26 protein-coding genes are annotated in these 23,910 nt (G+C 55.8%); 17 read left to right on the top strand and 9 right to left on the bottom strand.

Annotated features, from left to right (window positions below; translation table 11 throughout):
- Window positions 1-65 precede the first annotated feature (65 nt).
- The 5 genes from M495_RS05240 to M495_RS05220 are packed head-to-tail and all read left to right on the top strand — an operon-like array spanning window position 66 to window position 4,665.
- Window positions 66-1,391, top strand: a complete 1,326-nt coding sequence (locus M495_RS05240; RefSeq protein WP_020825604.1) for an LLM class flavin-dependent oxidoreductase — start codon at window positions 66-68, stop codon at window positions 1,389-1,391.
- 29 nt (window positions 1,392-1,420) lie between these two features.
- On the top strand, window positions 1,421-2,353 hold the full coding sequence (locus M495_RS05235; protein ID WP_020825603.1) for an ABC transporter substrate-binding protein: 933 nt from the start codon (window positions 1,421-1,423) through the stop codon (window positions 2,351-2,353).
- Window positions 2,354-2,363: 10 nt separating this feature from the next.
- Window positions 2,364-2,891, top strand: coding sequence for a GNAT family N-acetyltransferase (locus tag M495_RS05230; RefSeq protein ID WP_020825602.1), 528 nt, complete (start codon window positions 2,364-2,366; stop codon window positions 2,889-2,891).
- Between the two features lie 49 nt (window positions 2,892-2,940).
- Window positions 2,941-3,828, top strand: coding sequence for an amino acid ABC transporter permease (locus tag M495_RS05225; protein WP_020825601.1), 888 nt, complete (start codon window positions 2,941-2,943; stop codon window positions 3,826-3,828).
- Between the two features lie 9 nt (window positions 3,829-3,837).
- Window positions 3,838-4,665, top strand: coding sequence for an amino acid ABC transporter ATP-binding protein (locus tag M495_RS05220; protein ID WP_020825600.1), 828 nt, complete (start codon window positions 3,838-3,840; stop codon window positions 4,663-4,665).
- Window positions 4,666-4,695: 30 nt separating this feature from the next.
- On the opposite strand, the gene M495_RS05215 is transcribed toward M495_RS05220, so the two are convergent.
- Window positions 4,696-5,205: a VOC family protein gene (locus M495_RS05215; RefSeq protein ID WP_020825599.1), complete on the bottom strand. Its 510-nt coding sequence runs from the start codon at window positions 5,203-5,205 to the stop codon at window positions 4,696-4,698.
- Between the two features lie 166 nt (window positions 5,206-5,371).
- Here M495_RS05215 and M495_RS05210 point away from each other — a divergent pair, with 166 nt between their 5' ends.
- The gene (locus tag M495_RS05210) at window positions 5,372-5,851 is read left to right on the top strand and encodes a cold-shock protein (protein ID WP_041415242.1); all 480 of its coding nucleotides are present in this window, start codon (window positions 5,372-5,374) and stop codon (window positions 5,849-5,851) included.
- An 87-nt stretch (window positions 5,852-5,938) separates the two neighbouring features.
- Window positions 5,939-6,100 (top strand): YnfU family zinc-binding protein, encoded by a 162-nt coding sequence (locus M495_RS25755; protein ID WP_020825597.1) that lies wholly within the window; start codon window positions 5,939-5,941, stop codon window positions 6,098-6,100.
- Window positions 6,101-6,105: 5 nt separating this feature from the next.
- Here the strand turns inward: M495_RS25755 and M495_RS05205 are convergent, their stop codons facing one another.
- The 3 genes from M495_RS05205 to M495_RS05195 form a co-directional block, all read right to left on the bottom strand.
- A complete protein-coding gene (locus M495_RS05205; protein ID WP_020825596.1) occupies window positions 6,106-7,554 on the bottom strand; it encodes a GGDEF domain-containing protein in 1,449 nt (482 codons plus the stop codon).
- 666 nt (window positions 7,555-8,220) lie between these two features.
- Window positions 8,221-8,772: a flavodoxin family protein gene (locus M495_RS05200; RefSeq protein ID WP_020825595.1), complete on the bottom strand. Its 552-nt coding sequence runs from the start codon at window positions 8,770-8,772 to the stop codon at window positions 8,221-8,223.
- 148 nt (window positions 8,773-8,920) lie between these two features.
- Window positions 8,921-9,814, bottom strand: coding sequence for a LysR family transcriptional regulator (locus M495_RS05195; protein ID WP_020825594.1), 894 nt, complete (start codon window positions 9,812-9,814; stop codon window positions 8,921-8,923).
- 96 nt (window positions 9,815-9,910) lie between these two features.
- On the opposite strand from M495_RS05195, the gene M495_RS05190 reads away from it, so the two are divergent.
- Both M495_RS05190 and M495_RS25985 read left to right on the top strand, forming a co-directional pair.
- The gene (locus M495_RS05190) at window positions 9,911-10,972 is read left to right on the top strand and encodes an aldo/keto reductase (RefSeq protein ID WP_020825593.1); all 1,062 of its coding nucleotides are present in this window, start codon (window positions 9,911-9,913) and stop codon (window positions 10,970-10,972) included.
- Window positions 10,973-11,287: 315 nt separating this feature from the next.
- Window positions 11,288-11,449 (top strand): YnfU family zinc-binding protein, encoded by a 162-nt coding sequence (locus tag M495_RS25985; RefSeq protein ID WP_216641657.1) that lies wholly within the window; start codon window positions 11,288-11,290, stop codon window positions 11,447-11,449.
- Window positions 11,450-11,499: 50 nt separating this feature from the next.
- On the opposite strand, the gene M495_RS05185 is transcribed toward M495_RS25985, so the two are convergent.
- From M495_RS05185 to M495_RS05175, 3 genes are all read right to left on the bottom strand, one after another.
- Window positions 11,500-12,864, bottom strand: coding sequence for an MFS transporter (locus M495_RS05185; protein WP_020825592.1), 1,365 nt, complete (start codon window positions 12,862-12,864; stop codon window positions 11,500-11,502).
- Window positions 12,865-12,935: 71 nt separating this feature from the next.
- Window positions 12,936-14,408, bottom strand: coding sequence for a 2-hydroxymuconic semialdehyde dehydrogenase (locus tag M495_RS05180; RefSeq protein WP_020825591.1), 1,473 nt, complete (start codon window positions 14,406-14,408; stop codon window positions 12,936-12,938).
- A 150-nt stretch (window positions 14,409-14,558) separates the two neighbouring features.
- Entirely contained in the window at window positions 14,559-15,548 is a 990-nt protein-coding gene (locus M495_RS05175; RefSeq protein WP_020825590.1) for a LysR substrate-binding domain-containing protein, read from the bottom strand.
- 297 nt (window positions 15,549-15,845) lie between these two features.
- On the opposite strand from M495_RS05175, the gene M495_RS05170 reads away from it, so the two are divergent.
- From M495_RS05170 to M495_RS05140, 7 genes are read left to right on the top strand one after another with little or no spacing between them, the layout of a single operon-like run.
- Entirely contained in the window at window positions 15,846-16,616 is a 771-nt protein-coding gene (locus tag M495_RS05170; protein ID WP_051150521.1) for a 2-keto-4-pentenoate hydratase, read from the top strand.
- On the top strand, window positions 16,613-17,560 hold the full coding sequence (locus tag M495_RS05165) for an acetaldehyde dehydrogenase (acetylating) (protein ID WP_020825588.1): 948 nt from the start codon (window positions 16,613-16,615) through the stop codon (window positions 17,558-17,560). The genes M495_RS05170 and M495_RS05165 overlap by 4 nt, the downstream gene beginning before the upstream one ends.
- Window positions 17,557-18,594 carry a 4-hydroxy-2-oxovalerate aldolase gene (dmpG, locus tag M495_RS05160; RefSeq protein WP_041414295.1) on the top strand — a complete coding sequence of 346 codons (1,038 nt, stop codon included), beginning with the start codon at window positions 17,557-17,559 and terminating at the stop codon, window positions 18,592-18,594. Before M495_RS05165 ends, dmpG begins: the two co-directional genes overlap by 4 nt.
- Window positions 18,591-19,373, top strand: a complete 783-nt coding sequence (locus tag M495_RS05155) for a 2-keto-4-pentenoate hydratase (RefSeq protein ID WP_020825586.1) — start codon at window positions 18,591-18,593, stop codon at window positions 19,371-19,373. Before dmpG ends, M495_RS05155 begins: the two co-directional genes overlap by 4 nt.
- Complete coding sequence (locus tag M495_RS05150; RefSeq protein ID WP_020825585.1) at window positions 19,370-19,789, top strand: RidA family protein; 420 nt, start codon at window positions 19,370-19,372, stop codon at window positions 19,787-19,789. Before M495_RS05155 ends, M495_RS05150 begins: the two co-directional genes overlap by 4 nt.
- Window positions 19,790-19,828: 39 nt before the next feature.
- Window positions 19,829-20,401 (top strand): 3-hydroxyanthranilate 3,4-dioxygenase, encoded by a 573-nt coding sequence (locus M495_RS05145; RefSeq protein ID WP_020825584.1) that lies wholly within the window; start codon window positions 19,829-19,831, stop codon window positions 20,399-20,401.
- On the top strand, window positions 20,398-21,393 hold the full coding sequence (locus tag M495_RS05140; protein ID WP_020825583.1) for an amidohydrolase family protein: 996 nt from the start codon (window positions 20,398-20,400) through the stop codon (window positions 21,391-21,393). The genes M495_RS05145 and M495_RS05140 overlap by 4 nt, the downstream gene beginning before the upstream one ends.
- A gap of 62 nt (window positions 21,394-21,455) precedes the next feature.
- Here M495_RS05140 and M495_RS05135 read toward each other — a convergent pair whose 3' ends face one another.
- Complete coding sequence (locus M495_RS05135; RefSeq protein ID WP_041414293.1) at window positions 21,456-21,782, bottom strand: gamma-glutamylcyclotransferase family protein; 327 nt, start codon at window positions 21,780-21,782, stop codon at window positions 21,456-21,458.
- 205 nt (window positions 21,783-21,987) lie between these two features.
- A complete protein-coding gene (locus M495_RS05130; RefSeq protein WP_020825581.1) occupies window positions 21,988-22,875 on the bottom strand; it encodes a LysR family transcriptional regulator in 888 nt (295 codons plus the stop codon).
- A gap of 96 nt (window positions 22,876-22,971) precedes the next feature.
- On the opposite strand from M495_RS05130, the gene M495_RS05125 reads away from it, so the two are divergent.
- Window positions 22,972-23,907: an NADP-dependent oxidoreductase gene (locus M495_RS05125; RefSeq protein WP_020825580.1), complete on the top strand. Its 936-nt coding sequence runs from the start codon at window positions 22,972-22,974 to the stop codon at window positions 23,905-23,907.
- Window positions 23,908-23,910 lie beyond the last annotated feature (3 nt).

Genomic DNA, 23,910 nt, shown 5'->3' with positions numbered 1-23,910 from the left:
ATGACGCTAATCAATAGTGGAGCTCTAAAGAGAGCGCCACACCGGCATTTAACAGGGTGAAAGCAATGAGCAACAGTGCGAATAATCAACGGCAATTACGTCTTGGCGCCATTTTGCATGGCGCGTCGGGAAATATGTCTGCCTGGCGGCATCCGGATGCCACCGCCGACGCCAGTATTAATCTCGATTTTAATATTGCCACGGCGAAAAAAGCCGAACAGGGTAAATTGGATTTCGTGTTTGTTGCCGACGGCTTATATATCAATGAGAAGTCCATCCCGCACTTTCTCAATCGTTTTGAACCGCTAACCCTGCTTGCCGCCCTGTCCGCAGCGACCGACAAAATCGGCCTGGTGGGCACATTATCCACCTCCTACAGCGATCCCTTTACCGTGGCTCGCCAGTTCGCCAGCCTCGATCACCTGAGCAAAGGCCGGGCGGGCTGGAACGTTGTCACCTCGCCACTGGAAGGATCCGCGAAAAATTTCTCGCGCGCCGAACATCCGGAACACAGCCTGCGTTACCGCATTGCCAGCGAATACCTCGACGTAACCAAAGGGCTGTGGGACTCGTGGGAAGCCGACGCCTTCGTGCGCAACAAGCAGAGCGGCGAATTTTTCAGTGCCGGAAAACTGCATACCCTAAACCATCAGGGAGAGTTCTTCTCTGTTCAGGGGCCACTGAATATTGGCCGTACGCCGCAGGGCCGTCCGATCCTGTTCCAGGCGGGCGCTTCGGAAGACGGCAAGCAATTGGCGGCCAAACACGCCGATGCCATCTTCACTCATCATGAATCGCAACAACAGGCACAAGCATTTTATCAGGACGTCAAAAAACAGTTGGTGGAACAAGGGCGCGAACCGGATGACCTGCGGATCTTCCAGGGCGTCAGCGTGATCGTCGGTGACGATAATGAAGACGTGGAGCGTCAGTATTGGGAAACCGCGCGCCTGGTCAGCATCGAAAATGCGCTCAATTATCTGGGCCGCTACTTTGAGCATTATGACTTTTCGCGTCACCCGCTGGATGAACCTTTCCCAGATATTGGCGACCTGGGGCAAAACAGCTTTCGCAGCACCACCGACGCCATCAAACGCAACGCCCGTGAGCGCAATCTGACGCTGCGTGAAGTGGCGCTGGAGGCGGCCTCGCCACGTCCGGTATTCGGCGGTACGCCGGAAGCGGTGGCCGACGGCCTGCAAAACTGGTTCGACACCCAGGCCGCCGACGGTTTCATCATCAGCGGCGGTACGCCAAATTCATTCAGCCACTTTGTCGACCGCGTAGTGCCCATTTTGCAACAACGCGGCCTGTTCCGCAGTGATTACAACGGCGACACGCTGCGCGATCACCTTGGCCTGAAGCAGCCACTGAACCAATTTACCCAATAACAATAATATTATTTTCAGGGATAGCTGCTATGCGAAATACCTTTACCGTCACCGTCGTTGCCGCACTCCTGGCTTCGTTAAGCCTGGCCGGCACGGCGCTTGCAGCCGGCACCGGCATCGATTTAAAAGCCAATGAAACCCGCATTCATGTGGCTAAAAACCCGCAGGCGATCGCCAAACTGCCGCAAGGTTTCCATTTCGTGCAACCGGGCAAGTTCACCGTGGCGATTGCCGCGCTCAATACCCCGCCGCTGGCGCTGTTCGCCTCGGACAATAAAACGTTGATTGGCAGCGAATCCGACATCGCACAGTTGGTCGCCGACAGTCTGGGCCTGGAACTGAACGTGGTGCAAACCTCGTGGGAAGACTGGCCGCTGGGCGTCGCCTCTGGCAAATACGACGCCGCCATCACCAACGTCACCGTGACCAAAGAGCGTAAGACACGCTTTGATTTCGCCACCTATCGCATCGATTCCCTCGGCTTCTACGTGAAATCGGGCGGCAAGATCACTTCGATTAAAGAGGCCAAAGACATCGCCGGGTTGAAGATCATCGTCGGCTCAGGCACCAACCAGGAAGCTATCCTGCTGGACTGGGACAAACAGAACCAACAACAAGGGCTGAAACCGCTGCAGCCTGTCTACGTCACCGATGATGCCGCCGCCACGCTGGCTCTCCAGTCCGGACGCGCCGACGCTTATTTCGGTCCCAATGTGATGGGTGCCTACAAGGCTGCGCTCAATGGCCGTACCAAACTGGCGGGCACGGTAGACGGCGGCTGGCCAAAAGTGGCGCACATTGCCGTCACCACCAAAAAAGGCAATGGCCTGGTGTACGCAGTGAACGAAGCGCTGAACGGGGTGATCCAGGGTGGGCAATACGATCAGGTATTGAATCGTTGGGGTGAGAGCGTCGAACGCATTCCGCACTCGGAGATCAACCCACAGGGCTTGGGCGATTAGGAGCATACAGATGGCAAATGACGTTTTTATCCAAACGCTGCCGGACGATCCGCTGATCGAACCGGTGATCGCAGGGTTGTTCGACGAGTACCGCCGACGCTACGGCAACTATTTTGGTGACCAGGAGCAGGAAACGCTGGATCTGTACGCCCCACCACAGGGTGCCTTTATCGTGCTGCTGCGGGCCGGAGAGCCCATCGCCATGGGCGCTTTCAAACGCTACGATCCGCAAACTGCCGAGCTCAAGCGTATCTGGACCCGAACAGACCTGCGCCGACAGGGGCTGGCGCAGCGGGTATTGCAACAGTTGGAAACGCTGGCGCTGGAACAGGGTTATCGTCAGCTCTATCTGACCACCGGCTTTCGCCAGCCGGAGGCCGTGGGCCTGTATTTGAGCAACGGCTATCAGCCACAGTTCGATCCCAGCGTCGACAGTGAGGTTTACAGCCGCCCGCCCTACGACGGCCGACTGCCGTTTCGCAAAAACCTGACAACAGCGGACGCACTCTGTTGCGCGCCGGAAAGGAAGATTGCCTAGGGGACAGCCCCCTTCTTAACCCTTTTTTATCTGTTTCAGGAGATCTGCAATGTCCAAACAAGAAGTGTTAAAAGTGGTTCCCGCACGCTACCCGCTACGGCTGGTGGGCGCGCTGTTTTCAGTCTTTATTCTGGCGGCCATCGTCCAGTCGGTGGCGGCTAACGAACGTTGGGAATGGGGCGTGTTCGCCGAATGGTTCTTTGCACCGGCGGTGCTGTCGGGGTTGGGGCAGACCTTGCTGCTGACGCTGCTTGGCACCCTGTTCAGCATCATCTTCGGCACCCTGCTGGCGCTGGCGCGGCTGTCACGCTCTTATCTGCTGGCCTCGCTGGCGTGGGGGTATATCTGGCTGTTCCGCTCACTGCCGCTGATTCTGGTGCTGATTATTTTGTATAACTTTTCATACCTGTACGATGCGATTTCGTTAGGTATTCCCTTTACTTCGGTGGTGTTCGCCAGCTATCCGACCATCGATATTCTCAGCCAGTTCTCCGTGGCGGTGCTGGGGCTGACGCTGGTGCAATCGGCCTATACCGCAGAAATCATCCGCGGCGGCATTCTCGGCGTGGAATACGGCCAGCATGAGGCCGCGGCGGCGCTTGGCCTGCCGGGTTATCGGCGCACCTTTCGTATCATTCTGCCGCAGGCGCTGCGCTCCATCGTTCCGACCGGTTTCAACGAAATCATCAGCCTGGCGAAAGGCACTTCCATCGTTTACGTATTGGCGCTGCCTGAGCTGTTTTACACCATTCAGGTGATCTATAACCGTACTCAGCAGGTGATCCCACTGCTGATGGTCGCCACGATTTGGTACCTGTTCATCACCACCGCACTGTCGGTCATTCAGTATTACATTGAGCGCTATTTCGCCCGGGGCGCGGTCCGCGAACTGCCGCCAACGCCATGGCAGAAACTGGCCGGCTGGTTAAAACGTTAGGAGGATCCCATGTCCGAAGCCATTGATTATTATGCCCTGCGCGAAGCGCCGGTGCGCAACATTGTCCCGGTACCGGCCCGCGGCCTGATTGAGATCAGCAACGTGAGCAAATATTTCGGCAAGCATAAAGCGCTGGACGACGTCAGCCTGACGCTGCAGCCGGGAACCGTCACGGTTATTCTTGGTCCCTCAGGTTCCGGCAAGTCCACCCTGCTGCGGGCCATCAATCATCTCGAGCGCGTCGACGAAGGTTTTATCCGTATCGACGGCGACTACGTCGGCTACCGACGCAAGGGTGACAAGCTGTATGAGCTGAAAGAAAACGCCATTCTCAAGCAGCGCATCAACGTTGGCTATGTGTTCCAGAACTTCAACCTGTTCCCTCACCTGACGGTCCTGGAAAACATCGTTGAAGCGCCGGTGGTACATAAGATTTACTCGCGAGCCCAGGCCAAAGAGGTCGCTTATCAACTGTTGGATACCGTCGGCCTCCGGCACAAGGCGGATGCCTACCCGCGTCACCTGTCCGGTGGTCAGCAACAGCGTATCGCCATTGCTCGTGCTCTGGCGCTGAATCCAAAGGTGATTTTGTTCGATGAACCGACTTCGGCGCTGGATCCTGAACTGGTTGGTGAAGTGTTGGACGTCATCAAAGGACTGGCGGATCTGGGAGTTACGCTGGTGGTGGTAACCCATGAAATTGGCTTTGCGCGCGAAGCGGCGGATCAGATTGTCTTTATGGTCGATGGGCAAATCGTCGAACAGGGGAATGCGCGACAGGTACTGAACCATCCGCAGCATCACCGCACCGTCAACTTTCTCAATAAGGTTCTGTAACTGCAGGGCGCCCAACGGCGCCCCGTTCTATCATGCCTGCGCGAAACGGCGTTTTTCGGCGACGAAATCCAGCGGTTTGATGCCGCGCTGGTTGCGATCTTCTTCTGTCTGCAACGCCGACGGAATAAACCAGGTCACTTCAAACAACAGCCCATCCGGATCGTGACCGTAAATGCTCTTGTGCACGCCATGGTCTTCCTCCAGCCCAAGAATGCCCCGCTGCGCCAATTGATCGCGAATGCGCTCCAGTTCGTCCAGGCTATCGACTTCCCAGGCCAGATGATACAACCCGGCCGGAGGTTCGTTTTCCGCCGGCGGCTCGCCGTTGGCGCGAAAAACACCGGCCCGCTGCTGCCCCAGGTTCTTGCTGAACAACGCCAAATCGTGATCATTATCCGAATCGGCCGCCTGGGTAAACACCGCTTTATCGGGGCTGCCTGAAGGTTTGAGCTTGAATCCCAGCACCTGATGATAAAAGTCCGCGCTTTGCTGCACGTCACTGACATACAACACCGCGTGGTTAAGCCGTTTAATTCCCATCGATTTTCCCTTTCAGAAATGAATAAAGTCAGGCTGAAAATAGCATGCGGCCACCACGCGGCTAAATGCCGTTATCGCATTATCAAATGCCGGGCACGCAATCTGTCACTGCAAGGCATTCCGCGCTATCATAAGCACTGTATTGAACGACTTTATGAGAATGATGATGAACGGCAAGATAACGACTTTTTTTGAAGACAAAGGCTTCGGCTTTATTACCGATGAGAACGGGGAAAATCGTTATTTTCACGTGATTAAAGTGCAAAACCCGGAGCTGATTAAGAAAAACGCGGCGGTGACTTTCGAACCGACCAACAACACCAAAGGCCCGTCGGCATTTGCGGTCAAGGTGCTGGCGTCGAGCAAGTACATCATCATCGCCAACGAAAGAATCAAAATCACCAGCATCAAATCCTTTAATACTTTCACCAAGGAAGTGCCGGTGAAAGCGGACGTGGATAAAGAAAATACCGTGCTGTCGGTTGGCCTGCTGATGAACCGCATCCGCCCGCAGTCTGAGGACGCGTCCCAGACCATGCAAACGCTGCGCATGCTGACCATCACCACCTTCCAGAACGACACCCATACCTTCTCCGAGCACGAGATCGACATGGACGAAACGCTGAAAGTGCTTAAAAGCCTGTAATCCCTTTCCAGGCGTTTAAAAAACATTCAAAGCAATTTGATATCACCTGTGTTAGCGTGGGTTTTCACCTGACACAGGCCATTTATTATGTCTGATACCAGCAGTGTTAAAGGTTTCATCAACCGCTCAACCCAAATCGCCTGCCCGAAATGCGCCTATGTGACGACTCAAAAGTGCTCGATGCTGCGGCAAAAAGTCATGCTGATCTGCCCAAACTGCGGCACCGAGTTTGAACCCAAGCAGAACTGACGCCTTTATTTAAACAGAATGTGGTCCACGCTGTTGCCACTGATCACATTAAACGACTCCACCCTGTTACGCCCCTGCGACTTGGCGCGATAAAGCGCGATATCTGCCATATTCATCAGCTGTTCCAGCGATTTCACCTCATTCATCGCCAGATTGGCGACGCCAACGCTGATAGTGATTTTTAGCGGAACCTTGCCACCAGGATACAACTCGGTTTTTTGCACCAATTGCCGTAAATGCTCCGCCAACGCCACACCCTGCGCCGCCAGCGCGCGCGGCAACATAATGGCAAACTCTTCACCGCCCAAACGCCCAAACAGTTGATCGTGACGCAGCTCGCGCCTAATGATATGGGCGAACGAAGCCAATACCTGATCGCCGGCCAAATGGCCGTGGGTATCATTGATCTGTTTAAAGTGATCAATATCGATCAACAGCAGCGACACCGCTTCTTTCGATTTATATTTGTGCTCCAGCATTTCACCGGCCTTGCGCGTCAGTGCATTACGCGCCAAGACGCCCGTAAGGAAATCATGATTGGCACTGTGTTCCAGGCGCCGCAGCAGCTTACGGTTAACCGCGATTGAGCTGGAAAGGATCAGCGGCCCCATGACCAACATGGCAATGCCCAGACGGGCTGACATCAGCGTATCGAGGTAGGCATTATGGTTGTTCGGCGTTTCATACAGCATCAGGTTAGCCGAAATGCTGCTGATCTCGGTCATGCCGGTTAGCAATGTCAGCAGCGTCACGGTGAACAACTGATAGCGGACCGCGCACCACAGCAACGCAGGGATCGGAAAAGCAATCGCCCCCGGCCCGCCGATATACACGCTAAATACCAGTGAAAACAGCAGCGCCAATAGCGGCATACTGGCACGCAGCTGCCAATTGATCTGCAGGCGCAGCAGTTGTTTAAGCCGCGGGGCGGCCAGCAATACCGGCAGCAACAGCAGGTTGGTCGAGAACTGTTCGCTGAACCACGCCAGCCAGGCGATAATCGCCGTGTTGTTGTACAGGCTGTCATTGCGCAGTATCGACAGTGTCGATGCCACTGCCGCACCGCTCAGGCTGGCAGTAAACATATAGAGGATCGCCTGAGGTTTGCCCATTCGGCGCTGCGACTGCGGCAACAGCAGCATCACACCGTAACCGGTAGCAATCAGGGACATATTGCAGGCATTCAACCACAGCGCCAGCGACAGGCTTTCGCCGTTGGTCAAATCGGCGGCGATCATCCCCAGATAGGTGATCAACCACCCCGCAGGGCTGGCATAGGCCGGTTTGCGTAATAATAGACCGAGTAAAATCGCATTCACCGGCCAAAACAGAGAAAGCGAACCTATTGGACGTGTAAAAATACCCAGCAGGGAAAGTAAATAGGCCAGCAGAAAAAGCGTGATCAACTGGATGGCGACCGGCAATCCCTGCTTGGCGTTTATTCTGGCGTTCATCGCCTTACCCATATATTTATAATCACCAGAGCAATTCTATGCATATTCCCTCGCCCGACATGATGAGGAAGACATAACAATCAGAGTTAAAATTAAAAAATACAGACAGATCAGCAACAAAGATAGATTCGTTTTTAATTAACAGAATGCTCTTAACGCCATCGCTCACCGGTATCCTGCAATGCGAAGCGGATTTTCACCCGCCCGAAAATAATGTTCAAGGATATCTAACAGCATAGCGTAAACCATCACCGATGATCACAACGCCAAAACCATAATAATAAGATGGGTATTTTACCTACCGCTCAAGCCATGCTGCCGGTTATTATTTTCCGGTAAGACGCAACGAAGCGCAATTCATAAAAAAAGCCCGCGCAATGCGGGCTCGCTTGAAGAGCAGCTAATTGACAGTTACGACACGATCATTGCATGACCCTGTTGCCGCTCATTGTATCGCCGGAAGCTTAAGCCCACCTTAGCAACAAAAAACCCGGCCTAGGAACCGGGAATATTTGTACGAAATGCAGTGTTAGCCCAAGCAGGCTAATAACGCACACTAATTTACGCCCCAATTGTGTAGAAAAAATGAGCGCCCCAAAGCGTGCGTATGAATAAAAGCGTACCTGGCTAATCTCCCCCCCCCCTGCGCGTGCAAGGGGATAATGCTTAAGCCAATTTGGCGGCAAATGCCGCAACGCGCTGGCCGTACAGCGTAGCCGTTTCCAGATCGCCCGACAGCATTTCATCCACGCCGGCATCTGCTGGGGTCTGCACCAGCAGACCAACGGACCCGCCGAGGTTGTTCACATCGGTACGTTGCGCCGCCTTGGTATTGGCCGGCATCAGCCCCAGACTGACCCACAGACCACCATGCTGAGAGGCCAGCGTTTGCAGCGCGATCAGCGTCACCTGCTTGTCGCCGTTCAGGCTGGCGCTGTTAGTGAAGCCACCAAAAACCTTGTCCTGCCATTTGCGGGTAAACCAGGCTTTTGAACTGGCATCGGCGAATTTTTTGAATTGCCAGGACGGGCCCCCCATATAGGTCGGCGAACCAAAGATAATGGCATCCGCCTCATCCAGTTTTTGCCAGGCTTCATCGCTGATATTGCCTTCCTGATCGATAGCGATCAGTTCAGCTTCGGCACCTTGCGCAACCACGTTTGCCAAACGTTCGGTGTGGCCGTAGCCGGAGTGAAAAATTACCACTGTCTTCGCCATTAGAAACTCCCTGATCGTTGTATAAGGATGCCTATGGCATCCGGGGATACTCTGATCCAATCTAATCAACTGTCTCCGGGGTGAATACCAAATTTATCTGACAGAGTTATTCAAAAAAACCGGATACTCGTCAGCTCACCACCACCAGCTAGCCCTGCTGCCGGGCGAAGTCAATAAACACACGCAGCGGCCGCGGCATTTGCCGATTAGCGGGATAATAAAGGTAAAATCCGGGGAAAGGCGGCGTCCAGCCCGTGAGCAACGAAAGCAACCGGCCGTCCCTCAGGGCTTCAGCCACCTGGCTCTCGAACAAGTAGGCAATCCCCAGCCCATCCATAGCAGCACGCACCAGAACCTGCGGTTCATCCACGATCAAGGGCCCCTCCACTGCAATCTCCAGCTTTTCGCTACCGCGCTCGAACTCCCAGCGATAGAGACTGCCGTTGGTCGGCCAGCGAGTATTTAGGCAACGATGCTGCCGTAGCGCCTCCGGCGTCTGTGGTACGCCGTAACGAGCCAGGTATGTCGGCGAGGCGACCACGCACATGCGTTGCTCGCCTCCCAGCGCAACCGCCACCATGTCTTTTTCCAGCCGCTCATGCAAACGTACGCCCGCGTCGAAACCGGCGGCAACAATATCCACCAGCCGATCGTCCACGCTTAGATCCACCACAATATCGGGATAATGTGCATTGAACGGCGTTAACAACGGGGCCAGATAATAAATCGCCGCCAAACCGGACGCGTTAAGGCGTAGCGTGCCCGCCGGTTGTAAACGCAGCGCAGCCGTCTGGGTGACGGCGGCCTCAATCTCCGCCAATGCTGGCGAAAGGCGCGCTAACAGCTGCTCCCCCGCTTGGGTGAGGGCCACGCTGCGAGTGGTACGATTCAACAGACGAACACCAAGTCGGGTCTCCAGATTACGCTGAGTCTGGCTGAGTGCGGAAGCGGACATACCCAGTTGCGCTGCGGCGCGGGCAAAACCGCCATGTTCCACAATGGCAGCAAAAGCGCGCAGCTCTGCAAAGTCACTTCCTCTCATTATGCCTCCTGCGCTTAATAATTCATGAAGATTATAGCGTATTCAATCAGAGTATCGCGGGGCCTATTCTGGGGAAAAACCACAGAGGAATGCACGATGCATACATTACTGGCCCTAAACCACTACCGTCTACTGGGCCGTTCCGGCCTGCGCGTCTCGCCGCTGGCACTCGGCACCATGACCTTCGGCACCGACTGGGGCTGGGGGGCGGAACAGGCGGAGGCCCGCCGTTTGTTTGACGTTTACGTCGAGCGCGGCGGCAATTTCATCGATACCGCCAACCGCTACACCGAAGGCAGCGCCGAGCGTTTTGTCGGGGAGTTCGCCGCCGGACGCCGCGATCGGTTGGTAATCGCCACCAAATACACGCTGCCCATGCAACCTGATAATCCCAACTCCGGCGGCAACCATCGCAAGAGTATGGTGCGCTCAGTGGAAGACAGCCTGCAGCGCCTGAATACCGATTATATCGACCTGCTGTATCTGCATGCCTGGGATTTCACCACACCGGTGGAAGAGATCATGCGCGCCATGGATGACCTGGTGCGCGCCGGCAAGGTGCTGTACCTGGCCGTTTCGGATCTCCCCGCCTGGCAGGCTGCCAGAATGCAGACGCTGGCGGATTTACGTGGCTGGTCACCGCTGATTGGCCTGCAGATCGAATACAGCCTGCTGGAACGCACCGTAGAGCGTGAGCTGATCCCGATGGCACAGGAAATGGGCCTCGGTGTGATCCCTTGGTCACCGCTGTCCGGCGGTATCTTGAGCGGTAAATACAGCCGACGTGATTTGCAGCCCATGGGGGAAGAGAACGGGACAAGACGCGCAATGGTACGCAATAAGGGTATGCTGACCGAACGCAATCTTGTGATTGCCGAACAGGTACAGGCGCTGGCCGACGAATCCGGCTTCAGCGCTTCGCAAGTGGCCCTGGCCTGGACGCTGCGTAACCCGGCGGTGACCGCCCCCATTATTGGCGCACGTACGCTGGCGCAATTGGAAGATAATCTGGGGGCATTAGACGTCCGGCTCACAGAAGAGCAATGGCAACGGCTGGAAACTGCCAGTGCCATCGAGCTCGGTTTCCCCCATGATTTTCTGGCGTTGCAGGCCACGCGCGACATTATGTTTGGCGGGCAAATGATTGAGCGCAGGTAAAAAAAATCCCGCACAAGGCGGGATAAACTTAACAGGGATGGGGTAATACACTACAGGGAATGGATAACACACAACATCATCGGGTAGCTGTTAAATTACCAGCCACAATGTATAGAACTGTCATGCCTGCGTAAGGTTGCTCCGACAGATGTAACCTCGGATGGAAATGTGACATTTTTACTGCGGCGCCGCTTGTTCATCGGCGCCAAAGTCCCGGCACCGCCCTCGCAGAAATGATTAATAAACAATCAATAAAGGGCTATTAACCCCGAGCAATGCTAAACTGAGGCTCCTTACATCTACCCGGTGAAAGATATGTCTATCTTTGATGCCCTTAAGATGTTCAGCGACTCATCAGTAAAAGTGACCTGCCCGAAATGCGCTCACGTATCTGAACAAAACAGTCGCAAAATGCGTAAAAACATCACCATGATCTGCCCTAAATGCGGGCACTATTTCCTTCCTGACGACAAGTAACGCCTTTCTCTTTCTCTGCTGCAGTGTCAAACGCAAACGCAAGCGTAACGTCACTGTTTATCCGGCAAGCGAGCCAACAGCAGTTCTCGCCGCCGTCCGCTGAAATACTTCAGCATCAGCGCCAGGCAAACCAACCAGGCAGGGATCAGCAACAGGCTAAAAATGGCCGCGGCGGGATACTGGTAACGCAGCAGTTCCGCACCGGCGAGCACGCCGAATATAGCGCCAAAACGCCCTACTCCATACATGCTGCCCACCCCGGTGGCGCGGCAGCTGGTGGGATAATACGAAGCAGACAGTGACGCCAGCGCAGATTGCCCGCCACCGGAAGCAAATCCCATAAAGAACACCAGTGAACCCAACAGCAGTGTATGAGTGACGTTACCAACCGCCAGGCCCACGCCATAGGCCAATACCCCGGCGGCCAGATAGGTCAGCGCCAGGACCTTATTGGGTTCACGGCGATCCATCACCCAACCTATCACTATTGACCCCACCCCACCGCCTAACGGGAACAGCGCACTGATATGGGAAAATTGCAGCACCGACAGCCCCGCCTCTTTTAGCAACAGCGGCATCCAGCTAACAATCATATAAAACACCAGCATGCTCATAAAACAGCTCAGCCACAGCAACCCTGTGACGGTGCGATGCGGAGAAGTCAGAATGGCACGGATAGCGGAATGTCCGTCGGCTATTTTTTCCGCAATGACGAAGTGCTCAGCCCGCTCGACCCCTTCCTTCTTTATGCGCTGTAAAACGGCGCGAATACGGGCGCTGGGATAGCCCTTAAGCACCATATAGCGTACCGACTCCGGCAGTAGCCACGGCAGTGCTACACACAGCAGGATAGGCACCACGCCCCCTACCACCAACACTGAACGCCAGCCAAATGAAGGGATAAGGTAACCGGCCAGCAGGCCACCGACAGCCGCCCCCAGCGGGAAACCGCACAGCATGGCGCTGACTATCATGGTGCGCCGCTTACTGGGGCAATATTCGGACAGCAGCGTGATGCTATTGGGCATCGCAGCCCCTAACCCTAATCCGGTAATAAAACGCAGCAGGGTCAATGATCCTATCGAAGTTGACCAGGCGGTTGCCAGACTGAACACCCCAAACAACAATACGGAATAGATCACCGCCGGTTTGCGGCCCACCCTGTCTGCCAGCGGCCCGGACAGCAGCGAACCAAACGCCAGGCCAAACAACGCCGCGCTCATGGCGGGCCCCAGTTCGGCTTTCTGCACTCCCCATTCGTCCAGCAGTGAAGGGGCCACGTAGGCAATCGCAGCCATATCGTAACCGTCCATGAAAATCACCAAAAAACACAGCAGAAGCAGTAGCCATTGGAACGGGGAAAATGGCGATTGATCGATAAAGGCTTCAATATCCAGAGATGCACCATGAGACATGAGGTCAGGCTCCTGTCAGCGAATAGAGGGACTCTGCGGGCTGCCACGGGCTGGCGGCAGCCGGTGAGCGATTATAGTTTTATGCAGACATTGCTGATTTCAGAGTAAAAGTCCAAAGAGTGACGCCCGCCCTCGCGCCCCATGCCGGACAGTTTGCTGCCGCCAAACGGGGTGCGCAGATCGCGGGCATACCAGCTGTTAACCCAGACGATGCCGGTATGAACACGCCGAGCCAGGCGATGCGCCCGCCCGACCTGACTGGTCCATAACGCGCAGGCCAGACCATATTGGCTGTCGTTGACCCGCGCCAGCACTTCCTCTTCGTTATCGAAAGGCGATATGTGACATACCGGTCCAAAAATCTCTTCGCGCACGCAGCGTGCGTCGTCGCCCAGGCCGGTCCAAATGGTTGGGCGGATCCAGGAGCCGTTATCGCGCTCGTCACCGAATACCGGTACCTCACCGCCGGTGATCAGGGTGGCTCCTTCGCTACGCGCCAGCGCGAAATAGAAAAGCACTTTATCCCGATGCTTTTGCGACACCAGCGGGCCGAGATCCACGCCCTCCTCATCGGGATAACCTATTTTCAAGGCTTCGGCCCGTTCTTTTAATGCCGCGACGAAACGATCGAAGATCGGGCGCTCGACATAAACCCGTTCAGAGCACAAACACACTTGCCCAGTGTTGAAAAATGAGGAGCGTGTTACGCCAGCGACCGCCGCCTCAAAGTCAGCATCGGCAAACACCACCGCAGCATTTTTCCCGCCTAATTCGAAAGAGATCTCTTTTACGCCATCCGCCACCGCTTTCATGATGGCGCTGCCCGTACGAGATTCGCCGGTAAAGGAAACGGCGGCAATCTCCGGCTGGCGGGTAAGGTACTCGCCTGCGGAACCCGGTCCGAAACCGTGGATCAGGTTAAATACCCCGGCAGGCAAACCGGCCTCATGCATTACATGCGCCAGCAGCGTTGCTGAAGAGGGCGTTTCTTCCGACGGTTTGCACACCACGGTGTTACCCATGGCCAACGCTGGCCCGAGTTTCCAGGTCAGCAGCAGCAGCGGCAAATTCCAGGGAGAAATCACGGCCACCACCCCAAGCGGTTTGCGGACCGTATAGTTGAACAGCAGGCCACCATCGGCCTGCGGCGTTTCGCAGCATTCATTGACCGAGGTTGCAGCCAGATCGGCGAAGGTACGGAAGTTGGCAATGGCGCGGGGAACGTCCAGCGTACGCGCCAGACTCTCGGGGCGTCCAGTGTCCGCCACTTCTGCCGCGACAAATTCGTCAAAACGGGCTTCGATACCCTCGGCCACCCGGTGCAATAGCGCCACACGTTCCGGCACGCTCAGTTGCCCCCAAGGCCCGGAGAGTGCGGCATGGGCGGCTTTGACCGCTGCCGCTACCTGCGCTTCCCCCGCTTCGGCAACTCGCGAAACGAGGTGTCCATCAACGGGGCTGATATTGTCGAACTGCCGGATCCCATCGACAAACTGGCCGTCGATATACAAGGGTAAATCCGGCGCGGATTGATAAATTGCCACGGCACTGTTCCTCCTGAGTCACAAAACGGCACGAAGAAACCTGTCATTGGCGTCTGAAAACAACGCCGTTGGAAGGGAGCTTCGTCCGGGTATCGTTACGCAGTGTAGGGAGCCGTAGAAATAAGGTGAAAATGAATAAAGCGGGCTTTGCTATGCCGTTTGGTTATAGCCAGGCAACGCATTGTCTTCCTGAACCGCCAATTTCAGGCATTCAATCAGTTGCCTGCTCGCCGGCGTCAAAGGCTTATCTTCACGGATGGAAAACCCGACCTCGGTGGAAGGGCCCACGTCGCCAAGCGGCAGTTGGAACAGCAGACCGGCCGCAATAAAGCGCCGCGCCGCGGCGGTCGGCATCAGGCCAAGGAATGAAGAATCCACCAGCAGGTTGACGTTGGTCAGCAGCGACAATGACTCCACGATATTTTCAGGGGCCGGCAGCCCGGACTCCTTGAAGAATTGATCGGCCACACGCCGGGCCGGCGAGTCGAGCGGCGGCAGGATCCACGGCCATGACGCAAGGTGTTGAAGGTTAAGATTGGCTTCTTGCACCAGCGGATGGCGGCTGCCGGCCACCACGCAAAGGCTGTTGCAATATAATGCCCGGTGACTCAGCGCCATGCGTGCAGTCAGAGGCGCATCGGGCTCGGGCAAACGCCCTACCACCACATCCAGCTCACCGGTTGCTAATGCAGGAAATAAGTAATCCTGCGGCCCTTCCCGTACGGTGACCAGAATTTTGGGTGCTCGTTCTTTCAGCAACAAGATGGCGCGCGGCAACAAACGGGCGCTGGCCGAGATCTGCGTTCCCACCACAACATGGCCGGTAACGCCGCCCTTGAAGGTGTTCAGCTCATCGGTCAGGTAGCGCAGCTCGGCAATCACCGATTTAACCCGCTCTCCCAGCAAGACACCACAGTCCGTTGGGGTCACGCCCCGATTATTACGATCGAACAGGAGGGTATCCAGCTGTTGTTCCAGTTCGCGGATCGCTTTGGTCACGGCGGGCTGGGTCAGATTCAGTTCCCGAGCCGCACGCGCAATCGACTGATTGCGTAATACCCGGTCAAAAATCAGCAGTGGACGCAGCTTGAGCCGGTTCAGGATCATATCGCTCACGTTAAAAGGGGAACGTTCATTCATTGTCGTTTACTCCCAAAAATCGTCTGGCCCAGGCACCAAGTCTGGCGACTATGGCATAACTTTAAGGAATAGCAAAAGCCACTTTATTCATTTTTCGCTTATTGGCCATCTGATTAGACTGCCCTGTATCCACTCTCGCTGGCTGGCTAAATCGTGGTCGCCAACGCTCTCTTTCTTCAAGGGCATGACTCACGACAATACCCAGCCGCAGGGAAAACGGCCACGTTCACGCGTGGCGCATAACAGGAGAGTCATGTGTCAAATTCACTGAAGCCTGAACACCATGAAGCGGCCAAAATGCTCAGGCAGGCCGCCGAGAGTGGCTGCCCCTGCGCGCCGGTTCGCCACCTGGTGGGTTCACAGGATATCGATGCCGCCTATGCCATACAGCGGGTCAATAACCAAGAGCGGATCCAAAAGGGACACCGGCCGGTGGGCAGCAAAATCGGGCTGACGTCGGCGGCGGTACAGCGCCAACTGGGGGTCAATCAACCGGATTTCGGCCAGCTGTTCGCCGACATGGCGCTGTGTGACGGTGAAGAGATTGCCGCCGGTCGGCTGATACAGCCCAAGGTGGAAGCCGAGATCGCCTTGGTACTTGAACGGGATCTGCCCCATGAAAAAAACACGCTCGCCGACCTGATCCGCGCCACCGCCTATCTGCTGCCCGCTCTCGAAGTGGTTGATAGCCGCATCGCCGGCTGGGATATCTCGCTGGCGGACACCATTGCCGATAACGCCTCCTGCGGACTGTTCGTGCTGGGCAACCGCCCGGTGCTGTTGAAGGACGTCGATCTGCTGGGCTGCGGCATGGTGCTGGAGCGGGCTGGCGAACCGGTTTCGGTGGGTGCCGGAGCCGCCTGTCTGGGCAATCCGCTGCTTGCCGCCTTGTGGTTGGCGGACACGCTGGCGCAACGCGGCAACGCTTTGCGTGCCGGCGATATCATCCTCACTGGCGCATTGGGGCCGATGGTAGCGGCCTGCGCTGGGGATGTGTTTAGCGCCCGCATTGAGGGCCTCGGTCAGGTCAGCGGCCGCTTCGCCCCTGCCGCAGGAGGTGATCAATGAGCAACTCAGCGCAAATTGCCACTGCAATCATCGGTTCGGGCAACATCGGCACCGATCTGATGATTAAGATCCTGCGCCACGGTCAGCACTTGAAAATGGCTGCGATGGTCGGAATCGATCCTGCCTCCGACGGCCTGGCTCGTGCGAATCGGCTGGGCGTGGCGACGACGTCCGAAGGCATTGATGGCCTGCTCGCGCTGCCCGATTTCAGCGAAATCAAAGTGGTTTTTGACGCCACTTCGGCCGGGGCGCACGCGCACCACAATAAGTTGTTGCAACAGTACGGTGTACGGGTAATCGACCTGACCCCAGCAGCCATCGGCCCCTACGTGGTACCGGTAGTCAATCTGGCAACTCTGGGCGACGCCCCCAATCTGAATATGGTCACCTGCGGCGGACAGGCCACCATTCCGATGGTGGCCGCCGTCGCCGGCGTCACCGATGTTTACTATGCCGAGATCGTCGCTTCGGTCTCCAGCCGTTCTGCCGGGCCCGGCACTCGCGCAAACATCGACGAATTTACCGAAACCACCGCGCTGGCACTGCAAAGCGTAGGCGGCGCAAGGCGCGGCAAGGCCATCATTATCCTCAACCCGGCCGAACCGCCCTTGATGATGCGCGATACCGTTTTCTGCCTGACGCCACCGAGCGATCGGCAAGCAATCACCGAGGCGGTGGTTGCCATGGTCGCCAAAGTGCAAGAGTACGTTCCCGGCTATCGACTCAAGCAGGAAGTCCAGTTTGAAACCATCGCCCCGGCCGATGCGCACCTTTACCCGGATCTGGGTCCGCAGGGTGGCCTGAAAGTCTCCATCTTCCTGGAGGTCGAAGGGGCCGCTCACTATTTACCGGCCTACGCCGGCAACCTCGACATCATGACGTCAGCCGCACTGGCCTGCGGTGAGCATATCGCAAGGCGTTTGCTGCAAGGTCAGGGAGCATGAAGATGAAAAAACTCTATATCTCCGACGTCACTCTGCGTGACGGTTCCCACGCGGTACGCCACCGTTACTCGCTGCCACAGGTCAGACAAATCGCCACCGCGTTGGATCGCGCTGGGGTCGACTCGATCGAAGTGGCCCACGGTGATGGGCTATCCGGCTCCAGCTTCAACTACGGCTTCGGCGCGCACAGCGACGTCGAGTGGATTGCCGCTGCCGCAGAGTCGGTCAGCCATGCCCGGATCGCGACGCTGCTGTTGCCGGGTATCGGTACCGTTCACGATTTGCGTAATGCCTATGATGCCGGCGCACGGGTAGTGCGCGTCGCCACTCACTGCATCGAAGCGGATATTTCGCGCCAACACATTAGCTATGCGCGTGAGCTGGGGATGGACACCGTCGGTTTTCTGATGATGTCCCACATGGCTGAACCCAAACATCTGGCACAGCAGGCGAAACTGATGGAGTCCTACGGGGCCACCTGCGTGTACGTGGTCGATTCTGGCGGCACCATGCTGATGCAGGATATCCGCGATCGCTTCCGCGCTCTGCGCGAGGTGCTCGATGAAAACACGGAAATCGGCATGCACGCTCACCATAATTTAGCGCTTGGGGTCGCCAACTCGATTGTCGCAGTGGAGGAAGGCTGTCAGCGGGTCGACGCTTCGCTGGCCGGTCAGGGCGCCGGTGCCGGCAATGCGCCGCTTGAGGTCTTTATCGCCACCGCCGAACGTTTGGGCTGGAACCACGGTTGCGACCTACTGCAACTGATGGACGCGGCAGACGATCTGGTGCGTCCATTGCAGGATCGTCCGGTACGCGTCGATCGAGAGAGCCTGTCGCTGGGGTATGCCGGCGTCTACTCCAGTTTTCTGCGCCATGCCGAAAAGGCGGCGGAGCAGTATCAACTTAAAACCGCCGATATCTTATTGGAGGTCGGCCGTCGGCGTATGGTCGGCGGCCAGGAAGATATGATCGTTGACGTCGCCCTGGATTTGCTGGCCCAGCGAAACAGGCTTCAGGAGAACATTGCATGAGCAAAATCATGGATCTTACCGCACTGGCCACTCAGCTAGACCAGGCCACACTCAGCCAGCAAGCCACCGCACAGTTAACCGGACAGCAGGCTCTGGATCTTCCCACGGCCTATCGGATTCAGGCTGAAGGGATCCGGCTGCGCGAGCAGCGTGGAGAGCGTCGCGTCGGCCTGAAGCTGGGTTTCACCAGCCGCGCCAAAATGCAGCAAATGGGCGTTGACCATCTTATTTGGGGAGAACTGACCGATGCCATGCAGATTGAAGAAGGAGGAACACTGGATCTGCGCGAGTTGATCCACCCGCGCGTGGAACCTGAACTCTGTTTTATCACCGGCAAAGAGATCAATGGCCCGCTGTCCCTGGCCGAAGCCGGCCGGGTGCTTGAAGGGGTATGCCCTGCGCTGGAGATTATCGATTCCCGTTACCGCGATTTCCGCTTCACCCTTGAAGACGTGATTGCCGACAACTGCTCATCCGCCAAATTCGTCGTGGGGGCCTTGCAGAACCCGCAGCGCGCCATCGATAACCTTGGTGTGGTGATGAACTTTCATGGGCGTCCGGTGCAGGTTGGCAGCACCGCAGCTATTCTTGGGCATCCATTGCGTGCACTGGTACAGATCGCCAGCCTGCTGCATCAACAAGAACGCGTACTGCCTGCCGGTTCGGTGATCCTCGCTGGTGCGGCAACCGCAGCAGAAGCTTTACGCCCCGGGCTACACGTCAGCGTCGATATTTCCGGTTTTGGGCGAACGGCATTTCATACCGAGGGTCAGCTATGACTAACCAGGCTGTGGTTGTTAAAGGAAAAGCCGCCCCGCGCGGACGTTTTCCACACGTGAAACGGGCCGGCGACTTTCTGTTTGTCTCCGGCACCAGTGCCAGATTGCCGGACAACAGTATTGCCGGGGCCGAAGCCGATGCCATGGGTGCAACCCGCCTGGCTATCGACGTTCAGACTCGCGCGGTGCTCGATAATATTCGCGACATCCTGCGTAGTGTCGGAGCCGACCTGAATGATGTTGTCGAGATCAGTGCTTTTCTCGTCAATATGAACGATTTTGCTGGCTATAACGCGGTTTATGCCGACTATTTTGACTACGACGGTCCGACCCGCACCACCGTGGCGGTCCATCAACTGCCCCACCCGCACTTGTTAATTGAAATCAAGGCCATCGCCTATAAGCCCCAAAAATAACCTGTGCATATCCTCTGCCCTACGAATCGGAGAATAACAATGTCTAACTTCAAATATGGATTTCCGCTCAACTTCAATACTTGGCTAGACAGTAACGCGCATCGGCTCAAGCCCCCGGTCAATAACCAACAGATCTGGCAGGACAGCGATTACATGGTCACCGTCGTCGGCGGGCCGAACCAGCGCACCGATTTTCACGATAACCCGGTAGAGGAGTTCTTCTACCAGTTTAAAGGGAATGCCTATCTGAACATCTGGGATGACGGCCGTTACGACCGCATCGACCTGCGTGAAGGGGACATTTTCCTGATGGCACCCCATGTGCTTCATTCTCCTCAACGCCCGGAAGAGGGCAGCCTTTGCCTGGTGCTGGAACGGATGCGCCCGGAAAATGAGCCGGACGCCATACAGTGGTCATGCGCGGCCTGCGGCAACCTGATCAAAAGATATGAAATGAACCTCAAGAGCATCGTGGCGGATCTCCCCCCGGTTTATGAACAATTTTATGCAACCAGCGATGAAGAACGCCGCTGCAGCCAGTGCGGCGAGATCCACCCAAGCCGCGATGCACAAACCTGGCATCGCACACTGAAGGCAACAGAAAACCGATGAAAATAGATATCCACTCGCATTTTTTCCCTAAAATCAGCCAACAAGAGGCTGCCAGGCTGGATGTTGAGCGGGCTCCCTGGTTGGCAACCCACGGGCGCGAAGGCCAGATCATGCTCAATGATAAGCCTTTCCGGCCGGTCTATGACGCCCTGTGGGATGCCGAACGCCGCCTGGAACAGCTGGATGAACAGCAGATCGATATTCAGATCATGTGCGCCACGCCGGTCATGTTTGCCTATGACGTCGCTCTCGATCGCGCCCTGCCCTGGGTCCAATTGATGAACGATCGGGCGCTGGAGATGGCGTCTGCCAACCCGCGACGGCTGAAGGTGCTGGCGCAGGTTCCCCTGCAGGACAGCGAGGCCGCCTGCCGCGAAGCCAGCCGAGCAAAAGAGTGTGGTCATATTGGCGTGCAAATAGGTAATCACGTGGGGGCAAAGGATCTGGATCATGAATCGCTGATCGTCTTTCTGACCCACTGCGCCCACGAGGGTATCCCGGTGCTGGTACATCCCTGGGATATGATGGGCGGCGCGGAGCGTATGAAGAAATGGATGCTGCCCTGGCTGGTGGCAATGCCGGCGGAAACGCAATTGGCGATCCTCTCTTTGATCCTCTCAGGCGCCTTCGAACGCTTGCCGCGCAGCCTGAAACTCTGCTTTGCCCACGGGGGCGGCAGCTTTGCTTACCTGATGGGGAGGGTCGATAACGCCTGGGAGCAGCGCGATATCGTGCGTGAAGATTGCCCGCATAAACCGTCAAGCTATCTGGATCGCTTCTCCGTCGACTCCGCGGTGTTCGATCCACGGGCGCTAGAGCTTCTGGTGGATACCCTGGGTGCGGAACGGGTCATGCTGGGCTCCGATGCTCCCTTCCCGCTGGGGGAACAACAGATTGGCCATTTGGTCAGCAGCTCTGCCTTGCCGGAGAAAAGTAAGCGTCAGATTTTGGGTGAGAACGCGCAGTCGTTTTTCTGTTTGCCGAACCGGTAATCGCCGCATTTCGGGAACGAGATGGCTCGTTCCCGAGCTAAACACCGGCAACGGCAGCGGCGTTATTGCTTCAGCATGTAGATAAACGAATCGACGACGTCGCCACTTGCCGTAGTCACACTGACGGCCACCCGCTCATAACCTTCTCCCTCAAATTCATCGAGGGTTTGCCAGTGGGCGGCAAGATTGTCGGAACGAAACAGAAAACCCTGAACCCGGCTGCCGCTGTTATCCAGCACGATGCCCGGATAGCCCATTTCGGCGCCCCACCCTGCATTCAGCAGCGTTCCCCCCACACTGCCCTCTTCCCAACTTCCGCCGATGCTTTCCATGATGTGCGCGTTTGGCCGCCCTGGCCCTAACGTCCCGTAAACAAACAAACTCAACATGTTATGTCCTGCATTCTGATGATTTGCTACAGAAACTAGCACAGCGTCGGCAGCCAACATAGTCGTTAGCCGGGTAATTAAATGGATTTTCGAGCCAGGGACTGGAGGACAGCGTTGCAGGCGGTTCAATGGCTGCTTGCACGCTTAAGTGCAGCCATCATTCACTGCTTACCCGACAGGATCGCCGGTTTTGTTTTTCGAACCGTTAATGATGAATACTGCTTTCCTGTGAAAATGTTTCCTTCAATAAATCAATAAAGGCTCTTAATCTTCCGGTGACATAGCGCCTACTCGGATAAAGGCACCATAAAATCAGCTCTGGCTGTTCACTTACCCCCAGGTGAAGCAACCTGCCGGCTTTGATGTCATCGGCGACCAAAGCTTCCGGTAGCAGTGCGGAACCGACTCCCGAAATGAGGGTGGAACGGGTGATAAACGGAGAGGAGATATATAACTCCGTGTTCACATTGAAATGTCGTGGTTCCCCCTCCAAAACGGTACTAATTTGATTCGGTTTCCACTGCGTTCCAATACTGATGAAAGGAAGTTCCGTGAGCGGGTCTCCCAAGGCCAGTTGTTCCCTATATTGCGGTGACGCAACAAATATTAATGTCTCTTTGAATATTTTTATACCTATCATCTCTTCATCCGCCATCGGATTTACACGAATAACGGCATCGAAACCTTCTCTAATAGGATCAACCAATCTGCTGTCAGCAATAAGTTCAAGTTCGACCAATGGGTAAAGCGCTCTATAACGAGCAGCCAGTTTACCCAAGGTATCAAATGCGATAACGGGAGGAACGCTAATCCGTAATTTTCCTGAGGGGCTACCGGTCTGTTCCATCATGTCAGTTTTGATGTCGTTGAGCTCGTTAACCAAAGGCTTTATTCGCTCGAATAGCAGGGTTCCTTCGGCGGTCAAGGTAAAACCGGTATTCGTACGTTCAAACAAGCGCGTTTGCAGTTCATCTTCCAACTGACGGATCCGTCGTGAAATAGAGGCTTTAGGCGTCATCGTTGCGCGACTTGCCGCGCTGAAGCTGCCGTGTGTAATCACACTTATGAAGTCCTGCAATGCATTCATATTCATGAGCTGTCTCATTTTTGGTCCGCGGCGTCCATAATTTAGCATCTTATTAATTATTATTGGTACAGATATAGTGAAAAAATAGCTTAGGAGATCAACATGAATCAGCAATTAGCAGCAGTTATGTATAGTTATGGCGCTGAGGGCACGATCAAAATTCAGCCCATCAACAGGCCCCAGGTCTCACCGGGCAAGGTCATTGTGGAGATCGCCGCCGCAGGGGTTAATCCATTAGACTGGAAACTGCGTGATGGCCTGCTTAAGCATATATTCCCATTAACTTTTCCCTGTATTTTGGGTGGCGAGTTCGCAGGAAAGATTGTTGAAGTGGGGGCTGGCGTCACCACCTTCAACGTCGGCGATCGCGTGATAGGGAAGCCTGTGAACCGCAGGGCATTTGCCGAAACGATAGAAATTGAGCCGGATCTGTTAATCCCCATCCCCGATGATCTGGACGAAACCGTCGCAGCAACCCTGCCGGTTGCCGGCTCGACGGCGTGGACGGGGTTATTTGATATCGGGGAATTAACGGCTGGGCAAACCGTTTTGATCCAGGGCGCGGCTGGTGGAGTAGGCTCTTTGGCTATTCCTTTGGCTCATCGCGCAGGGGCAAAGGTCATCGCTACGGCTTCGCAAAAAAACAGAGATTATGTCAAGTCATTGGGTGCCACAGATGTCGTTGACTATAACGACGCTCATGCCTTATCGATGATAAAGGGAGTTGACCTCGTTCTTGACTTGGTCGGTGGACGCTCCCTGGCAGCACTCTGGAACACTCTGGCACCAAACGGCCGAATTGTAAGTTCAGTTGCCGTTGATATCGCAGAAAAAACACCTGACAGCCAACCAGGAAAAGGGACATTTTTTCAAATGAAATTTGACCCTGCCAAATTGAATTCTATTGCGAAAGAGATTGCCAAAGGTGAGATTCCCTTCACGCCTCCGCGAGTATTTTATTTAAAGGATACTTCGTTAGCGCTGGACTCCGTCAAGAGCGGAGGATACCGGGGGAAAACCGTCATACGCATGAAATAATGG

The organism is Serratia liquefaciens ATCC 27592 (genome assembly GCF_000422085.1).
GTDB classification, from domain to species: domain Bacteria; phylum Pseudomonadota; class Gammaproteobacteria; order Enterobacterales; family Enterobacteriaceae; genus Serratia; species Serratia liquefaciens.
The sequence above is the reverse complement of the archived record's forward strand: the minus strand, read 5'-3'. Positions and strand labels throughout refer to the sequence as shown.